The 25,642-nt window shown below is 44.3% G+C and carries 20 protein-coding genes; 18 read left to right on the top strand and 2 right to left on the bottom strand.

Annotated elements, in window-relative coordinates; translation table 11 throughout:
* Positions 1 to 96 precede the first annotated feature (96 nt).
* The 15 genes from A9176_RS02135 (at position 97) to A9176_RS02070 (ending at position 17,637) form a co-directional block, all read left to right on the top strand.
* The gene (locus A9176_RS02135; protein ID WP_029510058.1) at positions 97 to 2,466 is read left to right on the top strand and encodes a YhgE/Pip family protein; all 2,370 of its coding nucleotides are present in this window, start codon (positions 97 to 99) and stop codon (positions 2,464 to 2,466) included.
* A gap of 50 nt (positions 2,467 to 2,516) precedes the next feature.
* Positions 2,517 to 3,017 (top strand): RrF2 family transcriptional regulator, encoded by a 501-nt coding sequence (locus A9176_RS02130; RefSeq protein ID WP_029510059.1) that lies wholly within the window; start codon positions 2,517 to 2,519, stop codon positions 3,015 to 3,017.
* Positions 3,018 to 3,181: 164 nt separating this feature from the next.
* The gene (locus tag A9176_RS08705; RefSeq protein WP_157093693.1) at positions 3,182 to 5,074 is read left to right on the top strand and encodes a beta-glucoside-specific PTS transporter subunit IIABC; all 1,893 of its coding nucleotides are present in this window, start codon (positions 3,182 to 3,184) and stop codon (positions 5,072 to 5,074) included.
* A gap of 12 nt (positions 5,075 to 5,086) precedes the next feature.
* Positions 5,087 to 6,553, top strand: coding sequence for a glycoside hydrolase family 1 protein (locus A9176_RS08700; protein ID WP_157093692.1), 1,467 nt, complete (start codon positions 5,087 to 5,089; stop codon positions 6,551 to 6,553).
* An 89-nt stretch (positions 6,554 to 6,642) separates the two neighbouring features.
* Positions 6,643 to 7,515 (top strand): AraC family transcriptional regulator, encoded by an 873-nt coding sequence (locus A9176_RS02120; protein ID WP_077282012.1) that lies wholly within the window; start codon positions 6,643 to 6,645, stop codon positions 7,513 to 7,515.
* Positions 7,516 to 7,614: 99 nt separating this feature from the next.
* Positions 7,615 to 8,829 carry an MFS transporter gene (locus tag A9176_RS02115; protein ID WP_029510063.1) on the top strand — a complete coding sequence of 405 codons (1,215 nt, stop codon included), beginning with the start codon at positions 7,615 to 7,617 and terminating at the stop codon, positions 8,827 to 8,829.
* The gene (locus A9176_RS02110; RefSeq protein ID WP_077282011.1) at positions 8,826 to 9,830 is read left to right on the top strand and encodes an alpha/beta hydrolase fold domain-containing protein; all 1,005 of its coding nucleotides are present in this window, start codon (positions 8,826 to 8,828) and stop codon (positions 9,828 to 9,830) included. Before A9176_RS02115 ends, A9176_RS02110 begins: the two co-directional genes overlap by 4 nt.
* Before the next feature lie 4 nt (positions 9,831 to 9,834).
* Positions 9,835 to 10,740 carry an ROK family protein gene (locus A9176_RS02105; RefSeq protein ID WP_029510065.1) on the top strand — a complete coding sequence of 302 codons (906 nt, stop codon included), beginning with the start codon at positions 9,835 to 9,837 and terminating at the stop codon, positions 10,738 to 10,740.
* 94 nt (positions 10,741 to 10,834) lie between these two features.
* A complete protein-coding gene (locus A9176_RS02100) occupies positions 10,835 to 12,316 on the top strand; it encodes a 6-phospho-beta-glucosidase (protein WP_029510066.1) in 1,482 nt (493 codons plus the stop codon).
* Positions 12,317 to 12,426: 110 nt separating this feature from the next.
* Complete coding sequence (locus A9176_RS02095; RefSeq protein ID WP_029510067.1) at positions 12,427 to 12,882, top strand: MarR family winged helix-turn-helix transcriptional regulator; 456 nt, start codon at positions 12,427 to 12,429, stop codon at positions 12,880 to 12,882.
* Entirely contained in the window at positions 12,882 to 14,222 is a 1,341-nt protein-coding gene (locus A9176_RS02090; protein WP_077282010.1) for a dihydrolipoyl dehydrogenase family protein, read from the top strand. The genes A9176_RS02095 and A9176_RS02090 overlap by 1 nt, the downstream gene beginning before the upstream one ends.
* Positions 14,223 to 14,236: 14 nt before the next feature.
* On the top strand, positions 14,237 to 15,193 hold the full coding sequence (locus A9176_RS02085) for an NADP-dependent oxidoreductase (RefSeq protein WP_077282009.1): 957 nt from the start codon (positions 14,237 to 14,239) through the stop codon (positions 15,191 to 15,193).
* Positions 15,194 to 15,553, top strand: a complete 360-nt coding sequence (locus tag A9176_RS02080; RefSeq protein ID WP_029510070.1) for a DUF1304 domain-containing protein — start codon at positions 15,194 to 15,196, stop codon at positions 15,551 to 15,553.
* 142 nt (positions 15,554 to 15,695) lie between these two features.
* A complete protein-coding gene (locus A9176_RS02075; RefSeq protein ID WP_077282008.1) occupies positions 15,696 to 16,802 on the top strand; it encodes a GGDEF domain-containing protein in 1,107 nt (368 codons plus the stop codon).
* Positions 16,803 to 16,959: 157 nt separating this feature from the next.
* Positions 16,960 to 17,637, top strand: coding sequence for an EAL domain-containing protein (locus A9176_RS02070; RefSeq protein ID WP_029510072.1), 678 nt, complete (start codon positions 16,960 to 16,962; stop codon positions 17,635 to 17,637).
* Positions 17,638 to 17,685: 48 nt separating this feature from the next.
* Here A9176_RS02070 and dsrLL read toward each other — a convergent pair whose 3' ends face one another.
* Positions 17,686 to 22,188, bottom strand: a complete 4,503-nt coding sequence (dsrLL, locus tag A9176_RS02065; RefSeq protein ID WP_077282007.1) for a dextransucrase DsrLL — start codon at positions 22,186 to 22,188, stop codon at positions 17,686 to 17,688.
* A gap of 328 nt (positions 22,189 to 22,516) precedes the next feature.
* Between dsrLL and A9176_RS02060 the strand changes: the two genes are divergently transcribed.
* Genes A9176_RS02060 through A9176_RS02050 form a run of 3 tightly spaced genes read left to right on the top strand, consistent with a single transcriptional unit; the run spans position 22,517 to position 25,226 of the window.
* On the top strand, positions 22,517 to 23,821 hold the full coding sequence (locus tag A9176_RS02060; RefSeq protein WP_077282006.1) for a chloride channel protein: 1,305 nt from the start codon (positions 22,517 to 22,519) through the stop codon (positions 23,819 to 23,821).
* Positions 23,822 to 23,868: 47 nt separating this feature from the next.
* Positions 23,869 to 24,375, top strand: coding sequence for a transposase (locus tag A9176_RS02055; RefSeq protein WP_077281831.1), 507 nt, complete (start codon positions 23,869 to 23,871; stop codon positions 24,373 to 24,375).
* Positions 24,376 to 24,404: 29 nt separating this feature from the next.
* Positions 24,405 to 25,226, top strand: coding sequence for an IS3 family transposase (locus A9176_RS02050; protein WP_157093711.1), 822 nt, complete (start codon positions 24,405 to 24,407; stop codon positions 25,224 to 25,226).
* A 60-nt stretch (positions 25,227 to 25,286) separates the two neighbouring features.
* On the opposite strand, the gene A9176_RS02045 is transcribed toward A9176_RS02050, so the two are convergent.
* A complete protein-coding gene (locus tag A9176_RS02045) occupies positions 25,287 to 25,619 on the bottom strand; it encodes a lactoylglutathione lyase (protein WP_077282005.1) in 333 nt (110 codons plus the stop codon).
* Positions 25,620 to 25,642 lie beyond the last annotated feature (23 nt).

Here is a 25,642-nt window from a genome sequence, read left to right as displayed (position 1 = left end):
AAGCAAAAGAAATTTTGCTTTTTTTGTTTGCAATTCGTCTTATCCGTGTATATAATATATCCATAGATAAAAAAGTACACGAAAAAGAGGCAGCGCATGAAGTTTTGGCAAAGTGAAGAATGGCAGCGAATTGGTAAGCTGCGTGGATTAAAATTATTATTAGTTGGAATTGCCATGATTCCAAGTATTTATGCTGTAATTTTCTTGTCATCGTTGTGGGATACCTACGGTAGATTAGATCATTTGCCAGTGGCTATTGTGAACAATGATCAGCCGGCCAAGATCAACGATAAGACGCAACATTTGGGACAAGACTTAACGGATAAGTTATTGCGAGAACAACCGTTAAAGTTGCGGGAAGTCTCTTCGCAACAGGCTCGGGATGGCTTAGCATCTGGTCGTTATTATATGACTATTACCATTCCTAAAAACTTTACACGTAATGCGGGGACATTACTAAGTGATCAACCAAAGTATGCTAAAATTGCCATTGCCCAAAATGCCGGCCAAAGTTTTATTGCAGAAAAGATGACGAGTTCGGCGGCGGTTAAGATTCAAGATAGTGTCAACCGCTCACTGCAAAGTGTCTATAACAAGACAATTTTGTCAGCAACAGCAGCTTCTCAAAAAGGCTTTCTGGCTGGTTCGGATGGTGCTCGTCAGCTCAATAATGGTTTGGGTCAATTAGCTGACGGTAGTCGCCAGCTCAACAATGGGGCGCAAGTCTTATCACAAGGCACTTCAACTTTGGCAACAGGTCTAGCACAGTACACACAAGGTGTCGTCCAAGCTAATGGTGGTGCTGGTCAACTTGCTAGTGGTGCGGCAACAGCTGCTAATGGTGCCAATCAATTAGCGGCAGGAACGTCGCAATTAGCGCAAAATGCACCAAAGTTAGCAGCTGGAAGCCAACAAGTTGCGGATGGCGCACAACAATTAGCCACTAAGTTACAAGAATTGAGTGATGGGATTGTCAAAGGGCAAACGACAAGTGCGCCTAAGTTAGCTGAATTAGAAAAGGGGTTGGCTGAGTTGGCTAATGCTGTCAATGCCATCACATTACCTGATGTCCCTGATACTCAAGCGATGACGCAAGCCGGGCAAGACTTACAGGCTGGCTTGACGGGGGCAAGCACAGATGCAGCGCAACTAGGTAAGTTAGCAAACGATCCAAAATTCCAAGCTTTTCTAGCCGCCAATCCAGAGATTGCCCAACAGTTTATTGCCACAACTAATGACCTGAAAGGTCATTTAACGCAGAGTGGCCAAGCTGCAGCCAGTCTAGCAAACAGTTTGGCGCAACTCAAGGCGCTGCTCCCACAACTTGATGGTTTCAAAACGAAATTAGTGCAATTACAAGCCGGGGTTACGCAAGCACAAGCCGGCAATAAAGCGGCCATTGATGGCTTAAACGGTAGCTTAACGCAAGTCAGCCAATTATTATCACAACAATTTGTGCCAGCAGCGCAACAATTAGCAACTGGTGCTGGTCAAGTTAATGCTGGTCAACAACAAGTCACGACAGCAGCTGCACAGTTGCAAGCTGGTGCTGGTCAGTTGGCACAAGGAAATGGGCAACTTGCTGCTGGCGCCACGCAATTAAATCGTGGTCTTGGGCAACTGACAGCTAAAAATGGTCAGTTGACGACGGGTGCCGGTCAATTGGACCAAGGCGCGCAACAGCTAACGACGGGTACTGCCCAAGCAGTTTCTGCTTTGGGACAAGCGCAAGATGGCACGATGACGTTAGCAGCCAAGCTTGCGGATGGAGCTATTCAACTTGAGCAGATTCATAGTCAACCAAGTAACGTGAAGGCCTTGACACAACCTGTTAAGCAAACCCAAAAGAACTACTCGAATGTGGATAATAACGGGACAGGGATGACGCCTTATATGATGTCAGTTGGCCTCTTTGTCGGTATGATTACGTTTAGTGCAATTTATGACTTTGTGACAGTTGCTAAGAAGCCACGCAGTGGCTTTGCTTGGTGGGCCGATAAACAAACGGTGAATATCCCCGTTTGGATTGCGCAAGCGCTTATTATTACCACATTATTGCTGTTGGTAGATGGCTTACATCCAGAAAACGTGGCCATGCTATACGTTGTAGCCTTAGTAGTCGCGTTCGCCTTTAATCAATTTGTCTTGCTCTTTAGTATTATGTTTGGTAAATTAGGTTCTGGTCTCATGATTGTGGCGTTGGTGCTACAATTAAGTGCGAGTGCTGGTTCATATCCAATCGAGTTATCAAATGGCTTCTTCCAAGCCATTCATCCATGGATGCCGATGACTTATTCAGTGCATGCCTTCCGTGAAGTCATTTCAATTGGCGGTCATGTTGGTGGCGATTTAGCGGTGCTATTAACTATTGGTGTCGTGTCAATGGTGCTGACATGGGGCGTTTACCATTGGAAGCTACAGCACAATGCGCTGATTTGGCCAAACCAAACGGAAACAACAAACTAATAGTTGCCGGTTGTGGAGAGCCGGAATTTTTGGGGGAGATGGAGAGAATTATGAAAATGTCAAATGCAGTGGAGCAAAGCTTAGTGGTATTAGTCATGTTAGCTTTGCAAAAAGGCGGTTTACCAGTGAAAAGTTACTTATTGAGTAATCGCCTAGAAGTGTCAGAATCTTATTTGAAGAAGACGATGCGTAAGCTCGTGGTGGCAGGCATTGTTGAAGCAATTGCGAGTAAAGAGGGTGGCTTTAAGTTAGCGCGACCGATTGCTGATATTACGTTACTTGATGTTTATGAAGCAATTGAGGGTGATGGCAGTTTCATTCATTCGACACAACTAGCGGATCGTATTTTCTTAAGTCAAGCATCGGAGCAGCCGACAGTAGCAGTGCAACAAGCACTGGATGTCGCGGTTGACGACGTGTTGAGTGTCTTTAACGAGGCAGAACAGGACTTTAAAAATCGCTTACAGAATTATACAATTGCTAAATTATTGCGTCACGTAAACGCAGATAATTTTGAAAAAATTGACTGGCGACAGATTCATCTCACATAACGACGTTTGTCGTTATTTTTTTTGTCAAAAATGCGGCATATTGGTCGTGTTAGGGTGTATTAAGTTCATAAATTGACGATTTTAGCCGCAAAAAGTTGGATTTCTCTTTATTGAAAGCGCTTACAATTATAGGTAGTAAAAGCTTTAGGAATAGAGGAAGAAAGATGGCTAAATATACAGAGTTAGCTGAAGATATTTTAGCGCATGTTGGCGGCAGTGAAAATGTGGATGGTCTGCGGCACTGTGTAACGCGCTTGCGGTTTAATCTCAAAGACGAAAGTCTGGCTGATACCGAATATTTGCAACAACGTGACGGTGTTGTCACTGTGGTAAAAGCTGGCGGTCAATATCAAGTTGTGATTGGGAATCAAGTGCCGGATGTTTACGATGAAGTCGTCAAGGTGGGGCATCTCCCCGTTGGTGGGGACACGGCAGCTGATACCGAAGACACTGCAGGACCAAAGGGGAATTGGTTTGATCGCTTTATTGATGTCGTGTCAAACCTGTTTCAACCTATTTTGGGCGCGTTGGCCGCTGCCGGTACTTTAAAAGGCATTACGGCGATTTTAGCCGCTGCTGGCATGCCAAAGACTGATAGTGTCTATGTGGTGATGAATGCGATTGGGGATGGCCTATTCCAGTATCTCCCAATATTTTTAGCCGTTACGGCTGCAAATAAATTTAAAATGAGTGTTTACACGGCGTTGGCTATTGCCGGGGCGCTCGTTTATCCAGGGTTGCCGCAGTTGTTAGCCGCTGCCAAACCATTTATGGGCTTGACGATTCAAATACCAGCGGGTGGTTATTATAGTACGGTTTTGCCAATTATTTTGGCAATTTATGTTGCTTCAAAAATTGAACACTTTATGAAGCGCCACACCCATGATAACGTGAAGATGTTCTTTGTCCCAATGGTGACGATTTTTGTCACGTTGTGGTTGACGTTCTTAGTTGTTGGACCAATTGCTAATACGGCTTCTAACGCCGTCGGCGCTTTCTTTGTCACTGTTTATAACATGAGCCCAATTCTGTATGGTTTTGCCATGGGTGCGGGTTGGCAGATTTTGGTCATGTTTGGCTTACATTGGGGTATTGTCCCATTGATTATCACGCAAATTGCAACAACGGGTTATTCACCATTGATGGCGGCCGCTGCTTTACCAAACTTCACTCAAACAGGTGCATTAACTGGTGTTTGGGTTAAGACAAAGGAAAAGAAGGTGAAGACAGGGGTTATCCCAGCTATTATTTCATCCATCTTTGGGGTGACAGAACCGGCGATTTACGGTTATTCATTACCTATGAAAACGCCATTTATTGTTTCTATTATTTCTTCAGGTATTGTCGGGGCCTATCTTGGTTACTTTAAGGTCTTGACTTACATCAACGGTGGCCTGGGTATCTTCATGTATCCATCTTATATTGGACAAAATGGTAGTTTGACGGGTGTGATGCACATGATTATTGGCACCATTTTGGCGATTGTCCTCAGCTTTGTGGGGATGATGTTTGTCAAAGTGCCAAAGCTTTACGATAAGTCAGTCCCAGCCACTGCCGGTACGACGTCAAGTACTCAAGGGACATCAGCTCAGGTCGAACTACAGAGTGAAACAATCAAGAGTCCGTTGGCTGGTAAGACAGTTGCTTTGGCAGACGTAGCCGATGAAGTCTTTGCTTCGGGAGCAATGGGACAAGGGATTGCTATTGATCCGAGCCAAGGAGAAATTGTGGCACCAACAGCAGGTGAAGTAAAGATTTTGTTCCCGACCAAGCATGCGATTGGCTTTGTCACAGAAAATGGTGCTGAATTGTTAATCCATATTGGCATGAATACCGTGGAATTAAATGGCCAACATTTCACCGCACACGTTGCTCAAGGCGATCACGTGAAAGCAGGTCAAAAGCTAGTATCATTTGACGTTGCGGCCATTCAAGCTGCGGGCTATCCGGTGGTAACCCCAGTTATTGTGACAAATTCGCCACAATATGTCGCAATTGAAACGACCAATGAACCGACTGTCACGACAGCAAGTGACTTAATTTTCCTGAAAAAATAAGGAGGCGTTAATATGCAAGCGAAACAATTTCCGACAGACTTTCTCTGGGGTGGCGCCACCGCGGCCAATCAATTTGAAGGCGGCTGGCAAGATGGTGGGCGTGGGCCGGCCACGTCGGATACGGCGGTAGCCATTGATCCCAAGGATCGTAAGACCGCACTCGATTTTACAGCACCAATGAGCAAAGAAAAGGTCTTGGCAGCTTTAAATGATGCAGAGGGACGCTATCCCAAGCGTTGGGGTTCAGACTTCTATCATCGCTACAAAGAAGATATTGCGTTATATGCAGAAATGGGACTCAAGACGTTTCGACTGTCGATTGCTTGGTCACGTATCTTTCCTAATGGGGATGATGCGGCACCCAATGAAGCTGGCTTACAATTCTATGATGCAGTGTTTGATGAATTACGCAAATATAATATTGAACCGTTGGTCACGCTATCGCACTATGAAACGCCGATTGGGATTGCGTTAAATTATGGTGGTTGGCAGAATCGCGCGGTAATTGATTTATTTGTCAAGTATGCCAAAACGGTAATCACGCGCTATCAAGACAAAGTGAAGTACTGGTTAACTTTTAATGAAATCAATGTTATCGGGGTGTCTGGTTACGTGGGCGGTGCTTTACTGTCAGATGATGACGCGTATACCCTACAAGATCGGTTCCAAGCAGCGCACCATCAGTTTGTCGCTTCTAGTTTAGTGACACAATTTGCGCATGAGCTGAACCCTGATTTGAAAATTGGGATGATGCTGGCGCGAATGCAAGCTTATCCGGCAACACCTAATCCACTAGATGTCTTGCAAGCCTTAAAGTTGGATCACGAAAATCTATTTTATTCAGATGTTCAGGTACGTGGTAAGTATCCTGCCTATGCTAAGCGTTTCTTTGCTGAAAATGGCATCAATTTGCAGATGGCACCTTCAGATGAGGCAATATTGGCGGCTAATCCAGTTGACTTTATGTCATTTTCATACTATATGAGCACGGTGGCGCGTCCTGAGCCAGGCGCAAATATTGAAAAAACATCGGGTAATTTTGTTAACGGTGAGGCCAATCCGTATTTAGAGAGTTCAGATTGGGGCTGGCAGATTGATTCGGTTGGCTTGCGCATCACGTTAAATTATTTGTATGATCGTTATCAAGTACCGCTGTTTGTTGTCGAAAATGGTTTAGGAGCGCTTGATACGGTGACAGCTGATGGTCAGATTCATGATGAGTATCGCATTGATTATGTGAAGCAACATATTCAACAAATGTATGAAGCCATTCAAGATGGCGTTGAACTTTTGGGTTACACGACTTGGGGGATTACTGATTTGGTGTCAGCAGGGACATCGGAGTTTTCTAAACGCTATGGTTTTGTTTATGTTGACATGGATGACCAAGGTCAGGGGACATTTGACCGGCGACGCAAAGACAGTTTTTATTGGTATCAACACGTGATTGCGACGCGTGGTGCGGCCGCATTTGATTAAGAAGTGAACCGAGGGTGATGCCTCGGTTTTTATGTAACCGTTTTCAAATTGTGATATGATAGATAAAATTGTGCGAAAGAGGACAGCAAATGAGGTCGCAAGCTAATCGTGACATGGGCGAACCGTTTACACATGAAATTGTCAAACCGGTAGCGCTGAACTTGCCAGTGTATTGGATTATTCATAATGCGAAAGAACAGCAACATGCAGTACCACGGCATTGGCATGAAGAATTAGAATTGAATTTAACGGTGAGCGGGCATATTGACCAATTTGCGATTGATGGTCAGACTTTTGATACGCAGACCGGAGATGTGTTAGTGATTAATTCAGGCAGTATCCATACGATTCCGTTGCAAAAAGTTGGTAGTGAAGCGATGACCTTATTTTTTAATAATGACTTTTTGCGGACGGCCTTACCCAACATTTCTGAACTTGTTTTTGTTACCCATCCTAATGGAATTGATCGTGTGACGAGTACGGGATTGGTTGACTATTTTTATGCGATGCACCATACGGTGAAAAATGATCCAACAAACTACCTACGGATTACGCGTTTAGCTTATGACATTTTAGATAAATTAGTGCTACATTTTTCCAACCATGATTTTGGTGTGAATCCGCATTTGATTCAGGCGAAGGACGACAAATTATATCAAATTTTGTGGTATATCAAAGCAAATGTCCAAAACGGTCTGACGGTTTCAGCGCTAGCGGCGCATTTTGGTGTCTCCACAAGTTATTTGTCCCGATATTTTAAAATGAAGTTACAGATGACACCACTTGAGTATTTACAGACGATTCGGTTGCATAAAGCCTATCAATACCTCATGAATACCAATAAATCAATTAGCTGGATTTCCGACATGACAGGTTTTGGTGACGTCAAATCCTTTGAACGATTATTTAAAAACACGTATGGTATGTCACCCAAAAAATATCGGCAACAGTTCACAAACTGACTTAAAAAAAGACGATAATTGCGTCGTTTCTAGAAAGAAAGCGCTTACAATATAAGATATTGAAGCGCTTTTTAAATGATAGAAATGAGGTTATCGGATATGGATTCATCGGTTCAAAACGCTAGGTTATTCAAACTGGCGATTCTCTCAATTTCATTAGTGTTAACGGTGACGACTGCTGTCTCAACTGCCTTGCCGGCAATGATTACGGCGTTTAAACAATATCCACCGACACAAGTGGAGATGCTCACAACGTTACCAACCATTTCACTACTTATTACCGTGTTGGCCAGTTCATGGATTGTCAAACACATTGGTGCGCGTCACGCAACCTTGATTGGTTTAGTATTAGCACTGCTGGCGGGCTTGGTACCAGTCTTTGTGACACAATATCCGGTGATTTTTATCTCTCGTCTCTTGCTGGGCGTTGGCGTAGGGCTGTTTAATAATTTGGCCTATAGTTTAATCATGGCTGTTTATGACGGGGAAGAACGGCAGACGATGCTAGGTTTTCAATCCGCTGTCGGTACAGTCGGTAATGCCGCAGCGGCATTTGTTGTTGGTTTGTTAGTCACGAGTGGCTGGCAAATGGCCTTTAATGTCAACTGGCTGTTTGTTGTACCGCTAATCTTGTTTGGTTTATTTGCTGGGAAAATTGATCAACTGACTAAGGTTGCGGTAGTGGCTGATAACACACAAGCATCCGTCAAAAAGAAAGCAACAACGAATGTTGCGGTTCTTGGCTATGTTGTCCTAATTGCAACTTTTTTCGCCTTTTACTTTGGCTTAATGCTCAAACTAGCTGGTTTCTTGGTTGAACAGGGACTAGGAACTGCTGCTACAGCGGCTGCCCAACTTAGTGTGATGTCTTTGCTTGGTTTGGTGCCCAGTCTCTTGTATGGGAAAATCTATAAGCATTTACGGCGGCTCACGATTCCGACTGGTTTAATCTTTGCTGGTCTGGGGCTATGGGCGATTGTCTCAGCCAATACAGTGGTGATGGTCTGGATCGGTGTGAGTCTTGTGGGTTTGGGATTACCTATTTTCATGCCGGCCGTCTTTGGACGGGTAGCAGAAGTACAGCCCGTGGGAACTTCAAATTTATCGTCGGCGCTGATGTTGGTCGGCATTAATGTGGCTGTTTTCTTGTCACCACAGATTTTAGCTTTGGTCACACCATTAACGGGCCAGACAACAAATAAAGCAACACTGTTAGTGGCCACGTTGATGATGTTCTTATTGGCTGCGATTCAGTTAGCGTTGGTAATCTACAAGCGGCCAACCATAAGGCATCATAGGAGGATGGGACTTTGACACAATTTAACACACAAATCGATCAGACGAATGGCGTCGTCATTAAATTAGTGCCAGATACGCAAACAGGTGGGGTCTTAGATCCCAAGGCACGGGCTGAATTAGTGGCGGCCCAAACGCAAACTGTCGATCAGCAAGACATGACACCCCAAGATATTGCCACGCATGAGTTAACCGTCGTGGATACGACTACGGCCTATGGTGTACCATTGCGAACGTATGTTAAGACAGGTTTGGTCGACCAAACATTACCTGTTATTTTCTTCTATCATGGTGGTGGCTTCTTTGGCGGATCTTTGGATAATGTCGATAAGCCAGCACGGGCCTTAGCTGATTTGGGTGATATACGGGTGGTTTCAGTGGATTGGGCCCTAGCACCGGAGCATCCTTACCCAGAAGGTTTTTTGGAAGCCTATCAAACAATTGCTTGGACACTCAATCAGAGTGGTTGGCCGATTGATACCACAAGGGTATCCGTATTAGGGGACTCTGCTGGTGGCGGTTTTGTTTATAGCTTAGGTTTGTTAGATCGTGCATTAGGTGTTAACGCGATTACCAAGATGATTGCTTTTTATCCAGTGACCTATCAAGCACACGATCCACGGTTGGCTGCGTGGCTGAGTGATGTGCGGCGCTATCCCATTGCTGTGGCTGATGAGGCATTGTTATTGCCCTACTTACAAGGCTTTTTTGCTGGCGAGGGTTTAATTGACAAAATTTATATTCGGGAAAGTGATGCCACGAGCGTTTATCTATCACCTTTGTTAGCGGATACCGTGGCGCTAGCGCAATTACCGTCGTCGCTGACTGTGATTGGGGAGTATGATCCATTACGTTTTCAAGGTGAGGCGTTTATCCAAAAAGTGCGAGCAAGTGGTGGGCAAGCAACATATCTACGCTACAACGGCATGACGCATGCGTTTATGGATAAAGTTGGTGATTTCGCACAAGCCGAGGATGCATTGCGTGAAGCAGTCGCGTTTGCTGTTAAAAAGGAGTGATAAAATGGATCGTAATTATTTGGCCATTGACATTGGTGGGACGAATTTAAAGTATGGCATCGTTAATCGTGCGGGTGAATTAATTGAAAAACATAGCACGCCGACCGTCACGACGGATTTACCGGCATTTATGGCGCAATTGACGGCTATTGTAGCGTCGTATCAAGACCAAATTAAAGGCGTTGGCATTGCGGTACCAGGCAAGGTTGATCATCATGATGAAACGATTTATGGTGGTGGGGCTTTACAGTTTTTAGACCAAGTGAATTTACCGGCAGCCTTACAGTTAGCCGTGCCAGTTAGTGTTGAAAACGATGGGAAAGCGGCAGCATTGGCAGAATTATGGCTGGGAAATCTTAAAAATGTTCAAAATGGTGCCGCCGTGGTATTAGGCACCGGTGTCGGTGGTGGGTTAATTTTAAATGGCCAATTATATGCTGGGAGCCATTTCCAAGCAGGTGAATTGAGCTTTATGGTACTAGATACCGACCTTTCCAATCCGGAACATTGGTTGGGGAGTCAGGGTAGTGCGGTTCGGATGATTGAACGAATTGCTACAGTTCTTGGACTACCAGATAAACACGATGGGAAAGCGGTTTTTGAAGCGATTAATCAAGGGGATCGTCGGGCGTTGCCGATATTTTCGGCTTATACGCAGACAATTGCGCATATGATTTATAATTTGCAAACGGTGATTGATGTAGATCGGGTAGTGATTGGTGGCGGCATCAGTGCACAAAAAATTGTTGCAGCCACGATTCAAGCCGATTATCAGGCGCTAATGGCACAAAATGACGTGATTGCCAATGTGTTGACACCAATTCCGATTCTGACCAGTCGTTTTGGCAATGATGCCAATCTATATGGCGCCATTTATCATCTTTTGATGACGATTAATCAAGAGGTTTAGGTTCACAAAATGTCCAATATCGCGACCAAAAAGCGGATTTCTTGAAAAAGAAAGCGGTTACAATTAAAGTATCAGGATAGAAGGAGCCAATGACATGCCAAAAAAAGGATTACAATTACCAGAAGATTTTCTATGGGGCGGCGCGATTGCTGCGCATCAAGCCGAAGGATACTGGGACGCAGATGGTAAAGGTGTTTCGATTGCCGATGTTTTAACAGCTGGGTCGCATGAACAACCCCGTGGAATCACCGACGGTGTCATACCAGGGAAGAACTATCCCAACCATCACGGGATTTATTTCTATAAAACGTATAAGGAAGACTTAGCTTTGATGGCCGAAATGGGCTTTAAAGCCTTTCGAACATCGATTGCCTGGACACGCATTTTTCCAAATGGCGACGATGCTGAACCAAATGAAGCAGGGTTAGCCTTTTATGATGACTTGTTTGACACAATGCATGCACTTGGTATTGAGCCAGTTATTACGTTACAACACTTTGAGATGCCTTATCATCTGGTGACGGCCTATGGTGGTTGGGAAAATCGGCAAGTGATTGATTACTTTGAAAAATATGTGCGGGTCGTGTTTGAGCGTTACAAAGACAAGGTGACTTATTGGATTACGCATAACGAAATTTCCAATCAGGCCAATCAAGCGGAAAAGAGTAGTCTGTCAGAATTTCTCGTGTGGACGAATTCTGGTTTGAAATTCACGCCAGAGATGACGGTTGACGAACGGCAAGCCGCGATGTATCAAGCGGCCCATAACGAATTGGTTGCAAGTGCTCGTGCTGTGCGCATTGGGCATGACATCAATCCAAACTTTAAAATTGGTGCAATGTTAAATGTTGGGACGCTTTATTCTGCATCGACAAAACCAGCTGATCAATTGGCAGTGCAAAAAGCCAGACAGCAACGTGACTGGTTTAGCGATGTGCATATTCGTGGCGCTTACCCACATGAATTGGAACAATTATTTGCCCGTACAGGCTGGCGTGCTGATGTGACTGCGCAAGATTTTGAAGATTTAGCTGCTGGTACGGTGGATTATTTGAGCATTTCTTACTATGCGTCATCGGTCATTCGGGCAAAGTCGGATACGGATGCGGAATTAGACGCGGCCACGCAATGGGAAACGGTCCCCAACACTGAAATCAAAGCCAGTGATTGGGGCTGGGCAATTGATCCACAAGGCTTACGCTATGCGTTGAATGAAATTAACGACCTTTATCCAGGGTTGCCAATTATGATTGTTGAAAATGGGTTTGGGGCGTATGACCAACTTGACACGACTACTGATGAGCCGACTGTGCATGATGATTACCGAATAGCTTATTTAGGGGCGCACATTGCTGAAGTTGAAAAAGCAGTGGTTAATGATGGGATTCCCGTTATCGGTTACTTGTCTTGGGGACCGATTGATATTGTGTCGGCCGGTACAGGCGAAATGAAGAAGCGTTATGGTTATATTTATGTTGATTTAGATGATTTTGGCGAAGGCAGTGCCAAGCGCTATAAGAAGGATAGTTTTCACTGGTATCAACAAGTGATTGCTAGTCGCGGTGAAAATTTATAAGTCAAGCACACAAGGGTTTTCCTAATAAATAGGACAAACCTTTTTTTGTTTTACTTGCAATTTATATCGTATGCGATATAATTACATGACAGAAAGGGGCGTTAACAGATATGACACCAGATGATTATCTTTATGATGAACTTTGTTTATCCGTTTATAACACGAATCGTTATTTTCATCGGCTTTACAGTCGCGTATTAGAACCTTATGATTTGTCATACTTACAATACATGAGTCTTTTAATTATTCATCAACAAGGCCCTTTGAAGTTAATGGATATTGGTGCGGCACTGGATTTGTCGAGTAACACGCTCACCCCAGTCATTGATAAGCTTGTCAAAAAGTCATGGTTGCACAAGGCAACCAGTCCAACTGATAAGCGGGCCAAAGTCTTGGCGATGCCAGCTGACAAACAACCTTTATTTACACAAATTTTGGCCGAGGTCGATGCCATTCGCGATCAGTTACTGGCGCGCAGTGGCCGACCGCTTGAAGAAGTTTTGCGTGAAAACCAAGCGTTAAATCACATTTTACAAACGATGCTAACCGAAAAGGAAGAAGGATAATCATGTACGATATTATTTTTATTGGTAGTGGCCATGCAGCATGGCACGGCGCGCAAACACTCGCGCGTGCTGGCAAGAAGGTTGCCTTAGTTGAAGCTAATAAAGTCGCAGGCACTTGCACGAACTTTGGCTGCAATGCCAAAATTTTGTTAGATGGCCCTGCAGAAATGATGCATCATTTGCACCACTATCACGGTATTGGCATTAACGACACGCCTGATATTATTTGGCCAGAATTGATGGCTTACAAGCACCAAGTGATTGATCCGTTGTCTGATGGTTTGGCAAAAATGCTATCTGTTGACGGCATTGATATTATTGCTGGTCATGCGCAATTTATCGACCCACAAACGATTACGGTGGGTGATGTCCAATATCAGGCTGATCAATTTGTAATTGCGACTGGTCAGCGCCCAGCAAAGCTACCAATTACGGGTGCTAAACTCACGCATGACAGTACCGATTTCTTGGATTTGCCAGAAATGCCAAAGTCAATGATTTTTATTGGGGCGGGGTACATTGCGATGGAATTTGCGTCAATCGCCCATGCAGCAGGTAGCCAAGTGACTCTGATTGAATATGGTGACCGCGCGTTGAATGGCTTTGACGTGGACTATGCCCAACAGGTTGTGACTGATATGTCGGCTAAAGGTATTCAGTTTAATTTTGGTCAAGCTGTCGCCAGCGTGACGACATTAGACAACGGACAATACGCCGTTGAAACAGCACAAGGGCAACACTTTGAAGCTGAATATGTCATGGATACCACAGGGCGCGTGGCCAATATTGATGGCCTCGGCTTAGATACTATTGGGGTGGCCTATGACCGCCAAGGAGTCTTGGTGAATGATCATTTGCAAACGAATGTCCCTAATATTTACGCCAGTGGTGATGTCATTTCAAAGCCAATTGCGCGGTTGACGCCAACGGCAACCTTTGAATCACACTATATTGTCCGCGTACTCTTGGGCGATCCTGCACCAATCACGTATCCGGTTGTGCCCACGGTGGCCTTTACGTTGCCACGTGTGGCCCAAGTCGGTGTGACGCCTGATGAAGCAGCCCAACGTGATGACTTGCAGGTTATTGAGATACCTTATGGGCAAGTGATGCGTTTTCAAACGTTAAATGATACCCACGCTGCCATTAAAATTGTGCTGAACCAAGAAAAGCAATTGGTCGGGGCGGCCTTAATTGGTGACTTTGCCCCTGAAGTGGTGAACGCTTTGGTGCCAGTGATTAACAAACGCTATACGAGTGACGATCTTAAAGGTCAAATTTTTGCCTTTCCAACCCACACGGGGATTGTTTTGCCGATGATTGCGAACTATTTAGCTTAATAGGAGATAATGATATGAAAGCAGCAGTGATTAACCAATACGGTGATCGAAATGAATTAACAGTGGTTGACACAACTGTGCCAGCCATTCAAGCGGATGAAGTGTTGGTCGAAAACATTGCAACTAGCATTAATCCGATTGACTATAAAGCCCGTGAAGGGTTATTGCAACGCATGTTCCAATGGCAGTTTCCCGTGGTGCTTGGTTGGGATGTCGCTGGGAAAATTGTTGCCGTTGGCGATAATGTGACCGGCTTTAAAGTTGGGGACGCCGTTTTTGCCCGGCCAGACATTGACCCGATTGGACGTAATGGGTCATACGCTGAATACACGGCAGTAAAAGCAGATAAATTGGCATTGAAGCCAGTTAACGTGAGTTTTGCTGAAGCAGCCGCGGTGCCTTTGGCTGGCTTAACGGCGTTACAAATGTTGCAACAACTGCAAGTGAGTGCGGGTAAAAAGGTGCTTATTCAAGCCGGTGCCGGTGGTGTGGGCATTTATGCTATTCAACTGGCTAAAAAGATGGGGGCCTATGTTGCCACAACGGCTAGTCAAGCCAATCATGATTTTGTGGTCGGTCTAGGTGCCGATGAAGTGATTGACTATCACACCACTAACATTCAAGATGTGCTATCAGATTATGATGCAGTCTTTGATATGGTGGGGGATGTCGATAATGGGCTTGCGATTTTGAAGCCTGGGGGTCACTTTGTGACAATTTCTGCAGCATTAACTGATGCGCAAAAGGCCACAGCAGATAAGACGGTGCGTGAAGGTTGGTTGCAACCAAACGGGAAAGATTTGGCTGTATTAGCTGCCGATATCGCTGCAGGTGACTTAAAAATTGTCGTGGATTCTGTTTATCCATTGACGACGGTAGGCATTCGATCAGCGCATGAACGTAGTGAAACGCACCACGCGCGTGGTAAAATTGTGGTACAAATTAAACCAGAGGAAAATGGGGGAGAATAAATGATAGCATTGGTCATCACGGCGCTAGTCGCCATTGAAGCAATTGGCATTATGGTTGTTGAAGTTTTTGGGTCAACACCACAACAAGCGAAGGCATTTGAACTGAAACCGGAAATTGTGGATATCCCCGAAGTGAAAACGTTACTTGGTAACCAAGGGGTGTATAATGGTTTGCTTGGTGTGTTAATCTTTGCCACGATGTTTTTATTGTCAGGGCAACAACAAGTCTTGATGTTGTCGCTTGAAATGGGCTTTATTCTAATTGCGGCTATTTATGGTAGCTTGACGGCTGCCCGCAAGATTATTTTGGTACAAGGTTTGCCAGCAGCGATTGCTTTGTTGGCGTTGTTGTTAAAATAAGTGTTAAAAACAACATTACACGTTGTAATGTTGTTTTTATTTAGGATTAATCCATGTTAATTATCTGTGTGATTTATAAAAGATGTGTTAGAATGTGTAAGTTAGTGAGTCTGTTACAAAAGGGGTGTTTTTGGGGGTATCTATGGCAGGCTTAGTTGTTGACATTTCGGTATTGGCAACCGTGCTGATTGGGTTAGGCATTGCAATTTTAACGACTTTAACTTTTTATGAAAAACGGCAACTCTTTAGCGGGTATATTGAAACAACGATTGTTTTTTTACCGTTAATTTATAGCCTATTATCGTTGTCAATGTTGGTCATTGGCAATATTTATTTATACCTTTTGTTAGCAATATGGGCTTACTTTTATGTTAGTCGGTATGTCGGGGGCAGTTATTTTGTGTTGACCATTGTCGTCATTATTCTCTACTTGAGAATGCTTAAGACATCGTTGACGCTGAGTCAGATGTTCATTTTGATTGGATGTGGTTTGCTCACGTATCTCGGAACAGCCTTGATGTCACGGCTGAAATTGCCATTTTTGATACAATTGGCGGGAGCTTTTTTTGTGGTGCTGTGTTCCGAACGGCTTTTTGGGACTTTTGTCCCCGCATACGGCGTGCATACGCTACGTGGGAGTATCATTAGTGTGACAGCATTATTGATTGCGGCAACGGTCATGCATGGTTTTAGCCGTTATGTGACCCAGCGGGTTGCTGAAATGGATGCGATCACACTACGGGCCAATAAAGATGAGCTCACGCAGTTTTATAATCTTTATTATTTATATCAAGATTTTGGTGCCCAACAGTTTAACCAGGAAACCCTAGCGATCGCTATCCTAGATTTAGATTACTTTAAGCGTATTAATGATCAATATGGCCACAGTGTGGGCAATGATGCGTTAATTATGTTTTCCAAACAAATCCATCAAAATCTCATCGCCCAGTTGGGCGTGAAAAATTTTGAGCTATATCGCTATGGTGGCGAAGAATTTGTCGTAGCCATTAAAACTTTGCCTGACAAAACGATGGCGCACGTTTTTGATGATTTGCAAGCGGCGATGGCTTGTGTCAAAGTTGACCAAGTGCCAAATAACCTCAGTTTTTCTGCCGGCGTTGCCTATCTGGCAAACCATACCGATGGTCCGGTGAAAACGTTGGAAGCGGCTGATCAGTTGTTATATCAAGCCAAACATGCTGGTCGCGGTCAAACGACGATTGAGGCCTTGCCTGCCAGTGCACGATAAGGACGTATCTGTCATGAAATAGTCAGGCTTGCTAAATGCCGCAAGATGACTTAATATTATCAGGTTGTGATATTATGATTTTTATAAAATATTGGACAAGCGTCACACAAAAAATTAGCCGCAGTCATCACTGCCAAAATGAAAGGCGACTTGTTGTATGGAAAAACAATTTTACTTTAACGCGCAGCCCATTGTAGCCCTGAATAATTATCGTGAATATGATGTGCAGTTCTACGAATTATTGTTACGAGAAGTGACAACAAATTGTTTTCCCGGACAAAAATTTTTTGATTTGATTGCGAATGAGACTGGTAATGCGCGGTTTATGTTGTTCTTTGAACAACAAATTCGCTTAATACTGCAATCTAAAAAAATTAACACCGTGTCGATTAATTTAGATACTGTGCAACTTGATTACGCGGCAACTTATATTTTTTTAGAGAAGCTAAGCGACTTATCAGCGGCAATTATTTTAGAAATTACCGAACGGGAGTATAGTGCCAAAACGACCACCATTACTGATTTTATTTTGTTTGCCAAAAGTCAGGGGTATCGGATTGTTTTGGACGACATTGATGTCCATTCACACCTTGAAGCTGCCGAAGTAGATGCGCTAGGAATTATTGGTGTTAAGATTTCACATGAAGTCATTCATAAGTTGCCCATGCCGTCATTTCGGCGACGAATCACCCGATTTAATGCCAAAATGGCAGCGATTCATGTCGATGTGATTATGGAAGGCGTCGCCGAAGAAGCGCAGGTAGTTCGGTTATTTGACTTAGGCATTAAGTATCAACAAGGCTATCATTTCGCCAATCAAGACATGATGCTGTAAGTCACACAGCAAAAAATCCTCCTCAGTTTAACTGAGGAGGATTTTTCATTACATATTGACGAGATCACCGTTGTGATCGAAAATATATTGTTTTTGTGCTTTTGTCAAATGTGTTGACTTGGTTTGCACACCAGTTGTTTCATCAAAATGTTGCACCTTGTTGTTCACGACTTTAAAGCCCTTCACAAGACGTGCGTTATCATCTGTCAAATACCAATCGCCTTTGATGTGGAAGTATTGGTTGGCAACAGCATCCCCAGTTGTGGCGTTAAAGTAGTAAGTGGCTTGAGTGGCTGGATCAGTCACAAAGGCACCCTTCACTTGGACACCGTCAGTCCCAAAGTATTGCAATTGGTCGCCAATGGTTGTCAAACCAGTATCAGCTTGACCTTGCGCACTTAGGTGTAACCATTGGTCAGCAGCAAGTTCGTAGTATTGGTTTGTGAGCATGGCACCAGCAGTGGTAAAGACGTAAGTCTTGCCATCAAGCTGTTGCACGCCAACGACTAGATTACCAGTTGTGGCATCCGTGTAAATGGTCTTGTCAGTTAAGACGACGAATTCACCCTTACTTTGGTGGCCATCGGTGTAGAAGTACTGGTTAGCGCCGTTAATGTTTTGCAAACCAGTCACGGCAATCCCATCACCACCAAGGTAGAACCATTGACCTTGGGCGTTTTGTGCGTAGCGATAAGTGGCCATGTTACCGTTACCCGCTTCAAAGTAGTACACGTGACCATTGGTATCAGTCATGAACTGATCCTTAAGTTGATGACCACTTTGATCAAAGTATTGGCGGTGACCATCGACATCCGTGAAGCCGTTGATCGCCATACGACCATCAGTGCCAAAGTAGTAAGCTGCCCCAGTTTGGTCAACGATGTATTGGTTGTAGACTTGTTGGCCGCGCTTATCGAAGTAAATGGTTGAGCCGTCAGCATTTTGGAAGAAGGCTTGCATCAATTCAATGCCGTTTGGCAAGAAGAAGAAGTGATGCGTGTTGATGGTTTGGGCACCAGTGACCAAATGACCTGTGTTGTCAAAGTAGTAATAGTTCCCTGAATTGTCTTGAACAAAGCTGTTTTGCGCACGCGTACCGCTTAATGTGTAGTAAATAATACCTTGGTTGTCGTGCGTGAAACCAGTTTCTGACAAGTCATTGGTCAATTGCTTGGGTAAGTAAGTGGCATCGTTGTTGTTTGAGACCACATGGTAATAAGTACTTGAACCAGCATCTTTCAACACATAGCCAGCACCCTTACCTTGAATGTTAGAGCCGTTGAAGTATTTACCAGACCATTCCGTGATACGAGTTGATGGATCCATTGGTAAGTTCGTTGAAATTTGCTTTGTTTCAAACAATGAGGGATACATGGCTTGCAAGTCACTCAAGAATGCGCCACCGTATTGGGCTTGATATTGCCCACCACCACGACTTTGAATCACATAAAGTGAATTTTCGATGTCTGAATTAGGATCTTTGTCACCATATGAGTTCGTCCGTGTTACTGTGGCAAGTTCTTGACCAGGTAGGTTGTAAATTTGGTCAGGGACCCAGTCGGCAATGGCTTGAATACCACTGGCATGCAAGGCTTTAATCGCATCGCGTAATTGATCCACTGTGCCGTACTTAGTTGGTGTACCGAAACCAAGATCATAACGGTCGGTAAAGGCGTAGCCGTTTTGAATGATTGAATCTAAGAAACTCGTGTCTGTACTTGAACGGTATTGTGGTGCCAATTGGAAGCTTGTGACACCCCAGTCCTTAAACAATGACCCATTCTTGGCAATGACGGCGTTGGTGTATTCGTCAGGGGTTGTCGCAAAGGCTTGGAAGTTTGAGAAACCTTCATAGATTAATTGTGAATCCAAAGCGGCATTTGAATGGAAAGTCTTACCATCAGTGTGGCTGGTTGTATCTGACACTGTGCGCGCATCTCGGGTAGCTGTGGCCCCAACGGGTACCCAAACAGCTAAGAAGCCAGACACTTGTGGATTTTGAACGCCATAGACATCTTGGCTGTTAAAGATTAAATCACCGTTGTTGTCTGTGTAACGAATTGGTGCATCATCGGTGTTGTAATAGTCCAAGCCATCTTGCGTTGTGCCTAATAACAGACGGAAGGCTTGTTTCTTGTGGGCAGCGCCCATGTGCAACGTCACCGTTTCACCAGCTTGCAAAGCCAAATCTTTGTTGTTACTGATGATAACCCCGATACCTTGGGTCCGTGTATCGGCGTCGCCCTTGTCAGTGGCAGTCATGGCACCATTACCGTAACGGACAGAAGTCAAAATGTCGTGGTTGTCCACAGCCATGGCTTGCCCACCGGCAACATATTGAATACGGGCCTTGAGCAACGTGTCAATCGCATTGAAATAAGGGGACTTTGTGGCCATATATTGACCGTCATCCGTGTAAAGATCACCATAGTAAACACGAGGCACTGTGTCTTTATTAGTCAACAACATGGCGTAGGCACTTGGCATGTTGTATTGGGTATATTTCTTGTCGGCTAGCTTTTGGTCTTCATTATAGACTTTGAAGGCTTCCGCTAGTTGTTCTGGTGTTGGTGCCAAGCTATTTTCAACGTCAGGATGCAAATCAGAAACGATTTGAGCAATGACCGTTTGCACTTCACTATCGTGGGCGCGCACAAAACTATAGTTCGGTGTGGCGGTGTTTTCCGTGCTATCTTGGCTACGGTTAACCAAGTAGTAGTCCATGAAACGTTGCATGGTACCACGAATGTCTGAGTTCTTGGTTAGTGACCAAATCAATTGCGTATGGGCGTAATCGTCCATTGTCAGTTGGTTGTCCCCAAAGTCATTGACGTAAAGGGGATCATTGTGACTCCAATCTTCCAAGATTGACAAATGCTTGTTTGCTGTCGCGTCGTTTTTGTCCACACCATAAGCCGCTTTGAAGTAATCAGCTGCAATTTGTAGCAAGTCGGCATCGACGTTATCGACGGCGTCAACACGAATACCATCAAAGTTCGCGTCAGCATCGTTGGCGGTAATTGAGCCAAAGTTCATCAAGTAGTGCAACCAGTTCAATTGTTCGGCTTGCACGACGGGGTTTGAGTTATCCACGTCGTTAGCCAACAACAATTCGTAGCCGCCCTTTGAATTATCAACCGTATAATTTTGGGTATTGGTTTGATTCGTTGGGGTACGGTTGAGTAAGCGGAATGCAGAGTTTGTATCTGGTGTGAGGGGACTGTTCACAAACGTCAAGGCACCCTTTTGCAAATGATCGCTGTTTGGATCTTCACTCGTTTGGTTCCATTGTGGCTGTGTGGTGATAAAGTTAGCCATTGCCGTCTTTAACCAGTCGGTGCTGTTTGTCAACCCAATCTTGGTTTCAATGGCTTGTTGCAACGTTTCGCTGGCCTTGTTCAAGGCGACTTGATCATCTTGAAGGGTATAAGGCGTTGGGTTTTCGACAAGGCCAAGTTGTGACATGTAGTTCAAGTAGTTGACTTGGGTTTGCTTATCAGGCCACCAAACCGACAAAATTGGGCGCATGTCCGTGGCTGTTGAAGCTTCCCACTTGTTACCATCGCGCAAAATGTCGGTTGGACGATACCAAGATGATGCTGTCAAATAACCATCAAGGTTATCAAAGTCCGCACTGGCAGTGCTATGCACGGCGTTGTGGACCGTGTAGTCGTCATTTTGAGCAGTCAAACCTTCCGTGATTTGTGACGTGGTTGCTGACACTTCTTGACCAGTTGTGGCATCAAATGTCCGCATTTGGCCGTCAATGTCGCCAGCATAGCCTTTCTTCAGTTGACCCGCAGCGTCGAAATAATAATTGTGACCAGCGATACTTGTGACACCGACTGCCGCTTGACCGTTGGCACCAAAATAATACGTTTGGCCGTCAGCGGCCGTGTAGAAATCGCTGAAGATTTGTTCACCTTGGGTGTTGAAAGCCACTGTTTGACCGGCAACGTGTTGCAAGCCAGTCAAGGCGTTACCCGTGTTAGCGTCAAAATAGTAAGTCCTGCCGTTTTCTGTGACGTAGGCGCCCTTTGTTTGACGGCCAGTGGTATCAAAGTATTGCAAGTGACCCGCAATGGTCGTTAAGCCTTTTGCATAGGATTGATCAGCATTAACATAGTACCAAGCCCCAGCTTTTTCCACGTAGCCAGTTTGTGGGGCGGGGGCAGTGTCAGCTGCTGGTTGTTGCGGTTGCTCAGTCGTTGTTGCGGTTGTGGCAGGTTGTGCCGATGTTGGTGCTACAGGTGTAGTGGGCGCGACAGGGGGTTGTTGTGTCGTTGCACTACTGGTATCTGCCTGAGCGGCTGTCGTTGTTGCTGCAGCAGTGGTCGGCGTTGTCGTTGTAGTCGTCGCTGCCGCTGCCGCTTCTGGTGCTGGTGCTGGCGCTGTCACCTGTGAACCAGTTGTGTTTTGGTTACTATCAGCTGCAGCAGTCGTTGCCCCGGCGACAAAGGCTAGGGCAGCACCGGCTGTGATGACACCATCGACAACCCAGTTTTTACCGGCTTTATAAAGTTTTTTTCTAACTTGTGTTGCGTTTTTCAATATTCTTTTCTCCCATTAACGATTTGTGTTATAGCGAACAAGAGAGAATTATAACGGAGTAAATGTTAAACGTATATCTTTTTACAAACGATTAACATTTACTTAAGAAGTATCAAAAAAGTAATAGAAAAAAATAAACTTTTTAAGAATTTGCCGAAAAAAAGCTAGTGCAATTAGTGGAAGCGCTATAATGAGGCATGTTGTTATCGAATTTAGCATTAATCGATCGAATTTGTGAAAAAATACGCTTTTGTTTATGTTAAAATATAAAAAGTTGTGCTTTTTTTGAAAAAGGCTAAAATTTCAATTAGTTTAGGGGCGGTATGTTATGGAAAATCAGTTATCATCAAAAAAACCTCATCAGATACCATGGTTTAAACAAAATGCGAGTGTACTAGTACTCTCTACCATTGTTTTGGGGATAACGTCGGGTGTGGGGGCGCTCGTACTGTCATTCTTCTTAGAAAGTATTGAGCATTTGTTTTTGAAATATGGCGAAACGGCTAAAATGCCAGCGCCGATTGCGACAATGCCTTTAGTACGACTACTATCCGTTGTCATAGGTGGTGTGATTGCTGCTGTGATTTGGTGGTTTTTACGCACAAAAACAACGCCAACCATTAGTGTCAACAAGGCGTTGGCTGGTGGCAAAATGCCCCTCTGGCAGACGTTGTTGCATGACTTCACCCAGATCTTTTATGTTGGAACGGGTGGTTCAGTTGGTCGTGAATTGGCGCCTCGTGAAGTTGGTGCCGTATTGGCTGAAAAATGGACAGCATTCTTGTCTCGTCATCACATCGAACCGCTTTCCAGTGATGATCGCCGACTATTAATTGCTTCAGCTGCCGGTGCTGGTTTTGCCGGTATCTATATTGCACCCATTACGGGGATGCTGTTTGCCGTTGAAATCATGTATAAAAAATATGATTTGAAAACAATTGGCGTGAGCTTGACGATGTCAACCATCGCCATGGGGATTGGCTCATTAGTGAAGGGATTTAACCCTTATTATTTACTAGATGATGTGAAATTTCCCATTGGCAGTGTCTTGTTTGTGATCATTTTGGCACCGCTGTGTGGCTTTGCGGGGAGCTGGTTTAGAAAATGCTTCCAATGGGCTGAAAAAAATCAGACTAAAACACGTCATATTTTATGGCAATTACCTGTTGTCTCACTCTTAACGGGTAGCATTGCTTATTTCTTCCCAGAAATTATGGGTAATGGCCGGTCACTAGCGCAGTTGGCAATTGGCGGGAGTGCGCGTTATCAGCAAATTATCATTGTGTTATTGGTTGGTGCGGGCTTAAAGGCTATTGTGACAGTTTTGACTATTCGGTCAGGCGCATCCGGTGGTACATTGACACCATCAATTTCAATTGGTGGTGCTTTAGGCGCTGTTGCTGGTTGGGTACTGTCTTACTGGGTCCCAGGCGTTAACATCGGTCAAGGGGCGATTTTGGGGGCTGGCACGTTGCTGGCAGCTTCACAACAAGCACCACTGATGGCCATGTTTATGTTGATTGAAATCACACATCTAGATGGTTCAGCGATTCTACCATTAGCGATTGGTATTTTGATTGCGAGTGCCGTATCGCGTCTCGTATTACAACCTAAGACCAGTAAAAAAGCCTGACACTGTGGTGTACCCCGAAAGTTAAAGCAACTTTCGGGGTTTTATTTATGACTAAAATTTCAAAACAAATTAAACTTCAGGCAATTCAAGATTATCTGTCTGGAAAATATTCCATACGTGGCATTACTGCTCGATATGGTATTGCTAACAGTGTCTTTCGCATGCTTATTGCCGCATACAAAAGTTTTGGATCAGATATATTATTTAATCCACCAGCAATCACACCTGAATTTAGGATTAAAGTGGCATCATGGGCCATTCAAAATAACGCTTCTCATAGTCAAGTGGCTGCTAAGTTCGGCTATACAGGCATTGCCCAAATTGTTTCGTGGAAGAAGATCTATTCACAACTAGGGCCAAATGGGTTATTATCTATTCAAAAAGGACGATCACCTAGAATGGCTAATAAGAAACCTAAGCAAGTAAAACAGCTCACAGAAACTGAAAAACACATTGCCCAACTAGAAGACGAAAACCTACGACTAAAGATTGAAAATGAAGCGTTAAAATTATTAGCCTCGATTCAGCAACGAACCGACAACTCGCAGAAGTAGCTTGCCGGCTCGAGGCGCAATTTAAATTGGTGGCTATCCTAAAGGTTCTGCCAATCGCAGAAAGTACAGTGCATTACTGGAAACGACAGTTTAAAAATGATGACCCTGATGCACCCCTTCGTGCGGCTATTAGGACAATCTGGGAAGCTGATAATCACTACGGTGTGCGAAGAGTGTATTTAAAGTTACGTCAACAACCAGCGTTTAAAGCGGTAAATCACAAGAAAGTACAACGGCTAATGCATGAAATGGGGCTAAAGGGTGTTGGCTACAATAAGCAATCACGTCAGTATGATTCATCCAAAGGACCTGAAGGAAAACGTGTGAAGAACAAGCTTCACCGTCGTTTCAAGACTAATCGGCCATTACAAAAATTAGCTAGCGATGTTACTGAATTTAAGATTTCAGCGACTGGTGAAAAGGTCTATTTAGAACCGATTCTTGATATGTATAACAATGAGATTCTTACCTATGCCATTAGCACGCGTCCAGATCTCGCCTTTACCTTACAACCGCTTAATCAGCTCGTAGCGCAACTGCCAAAACTTTCGTATCGTACAACAATTCATACGGATCAAGGCTGGCAATATCGCCACAGAACATGGCGTAAAACACTAAAGAAAAACCACATTATCCAAAGCATGTCGCGTCGTGCGACTGCTCTAGACAATGCGGTGATGGAAAGCTTCTTCAATAAGCTTAAAGTTGAAATCGGGCCACTAAACAAGTATTCATCAGCTAAAGCGTTGATAGAGGCCGTTAAAAAGTGGATACTGTATTACAACAACACACGCATCCAAACAAAATTAAACGGCCACTCACCGGTAGAATACCGACAACTGGCCGCTTAATGAACTAAACTATTTTACTTTAACTTTTTGGGTACACCACACACATCGTGTCAGGCTTTTTTACTGATTGGCTTCAATGGTAATCAGATTACCTTCAGAATCTTTGATTTTAATGGCGATCTTGTTGCCAAAACGTGCTTCGGGTTCGCCAACTAACGTTACAAAATTATTTTTCAAATGCTTTTGCAAGTCTACTTGGTGATCTCGGACTAATAATTCGAGTTGATCGGTTGGCTCACCCGTGACAAACACAATATCTTCGCCATCTAGTGTTAAATGACGGCCGGATTGATGGCCTGATTGGGGCAAGTCAAAAACATCGCGCCAAAAACGGTAGGCACGGTTTGTATTAGTTGCTGGAATTGTTTTAATGTTTAATTTACGTGGTTTCATATTAATAAGTATAGCTGAATTTT

Source organism: Leuconostoc garlicum (genome assembly GCF_001998805.1).
GTDB classification, from domain to species: domain Bacteria; phylum Bacillota; class Bacilli; order Lactobacillales; family Lactobacillaceae; genus Leuconostoc; species Leuconostoc lactis.
Note: the sequence above shows the minus strand (reverse complement) of the source record. Positions and strands in the feature narration are given on the sequence as shown.

Coding starts and splice junctions, on each gene's coding strand:
- A9176_RS08700 (WP_157093692.1), top strand. CDS start 5,087: ATGCAAGCGAAACAATTTCCGACAGACTTTCTCTGGGGTGGCGCCACC.
- A9176_RS02115 (WP_029510063.1), top strand. CDS start 7,615: ATGGATTCATCGGTTCAAAACGCTAGGTTATTCAAACTGGCGATTCTC.
- A9176_RS02105 (WP_029510065.1), top strand. CDS start 9,835: ATGGATCGTAATTATTTGGCCATTGACATTGGTGGGACGAATTTAAAG.
- A9176_RS02045 (WP_077282005.1), bottom strand. CDS start 25,619: ATGAAACCACGTAAATTAAACATTAAAACAATTCCAGCAACTAATACA.
- A9176_RS02100 (WP_029510066.1), top strand. CDS start 10,835: ATGCCAAAAAAAGGATTACAATTACCAGAAGATTTTCTATGGGGCGGC.
- A9176_RS02070 (WP_029510072.1), top strand. CDS start 16,960: ATGGAAAAACAATTTTACTTTAACGCGCAGCCCATTGTAGCCCTGAAT.
- A9176_RS02120 (WP_077282012.1), top strand. CDS start 6,643: ATGAGGTCGCAAGCTAATCGTGACATGGGCGAACCGTTTACACATGAA.
- A9176_RS02085 (WP_077282009.1), top strand. CDS start 14,237: ATGAAAGCAGCAGTGATTAACCAATACGGTGATCGAAATGAATTAACA.
- A9176_RS02055 (WP_077281831.1), top strand. CDS start 23,869: ATGACTAAAATTTCAAAACAAATTAAACTTCAGGCAATTCAAGATTAT.
- A9176_RS02080 (WP_029510070.1), top strand. CDS start 15,194: ATGATAGCATTGGTCATCACGGCGCTAGTCGCCATTGAAGCAATTGGC.
- A9176_RS02075 (WP_077282008.1), top strand. CDS start 15,696: ATGGCAGGCTTAGTTGTTGACATTTCGGTATTGGCAACCGTGCTGATT.
- A9176_RS02130 (WP_029510059.1), top strand. CDS start 2,517: ATGAAAATGTCAAATGCAGTGGAGCAAAGCTTAGTGGTATTAGTCATG.
- A9176_RS02135 (WP_029510058.1), top strand. CDS start 97: ATGAAGTTTTGGCAAAGTGAAGAATGGCAGCGAATTGGTAAGCTGCGT.
- A9176_RS02060 (WP_077282006.1), top strand. CDS start 22,517: ATGGAAAATCAGTTATCATCAAAAAAACCTCATCAGATACCATGGTTT.
- A9176_RS08705 (WP_157093693.1), top strand. CDS start 3,182: ATGGCTAAATATACAGAGTTAGCTGAAGATATTTTAGCGCATGTTGGC.
- A9176_RS02095 (WP_029510067.1), top strand. CDS start 12,427: ATGACACCAGATGATTATCTTTATGATGAACTTTGTTTATCCGTTTAT.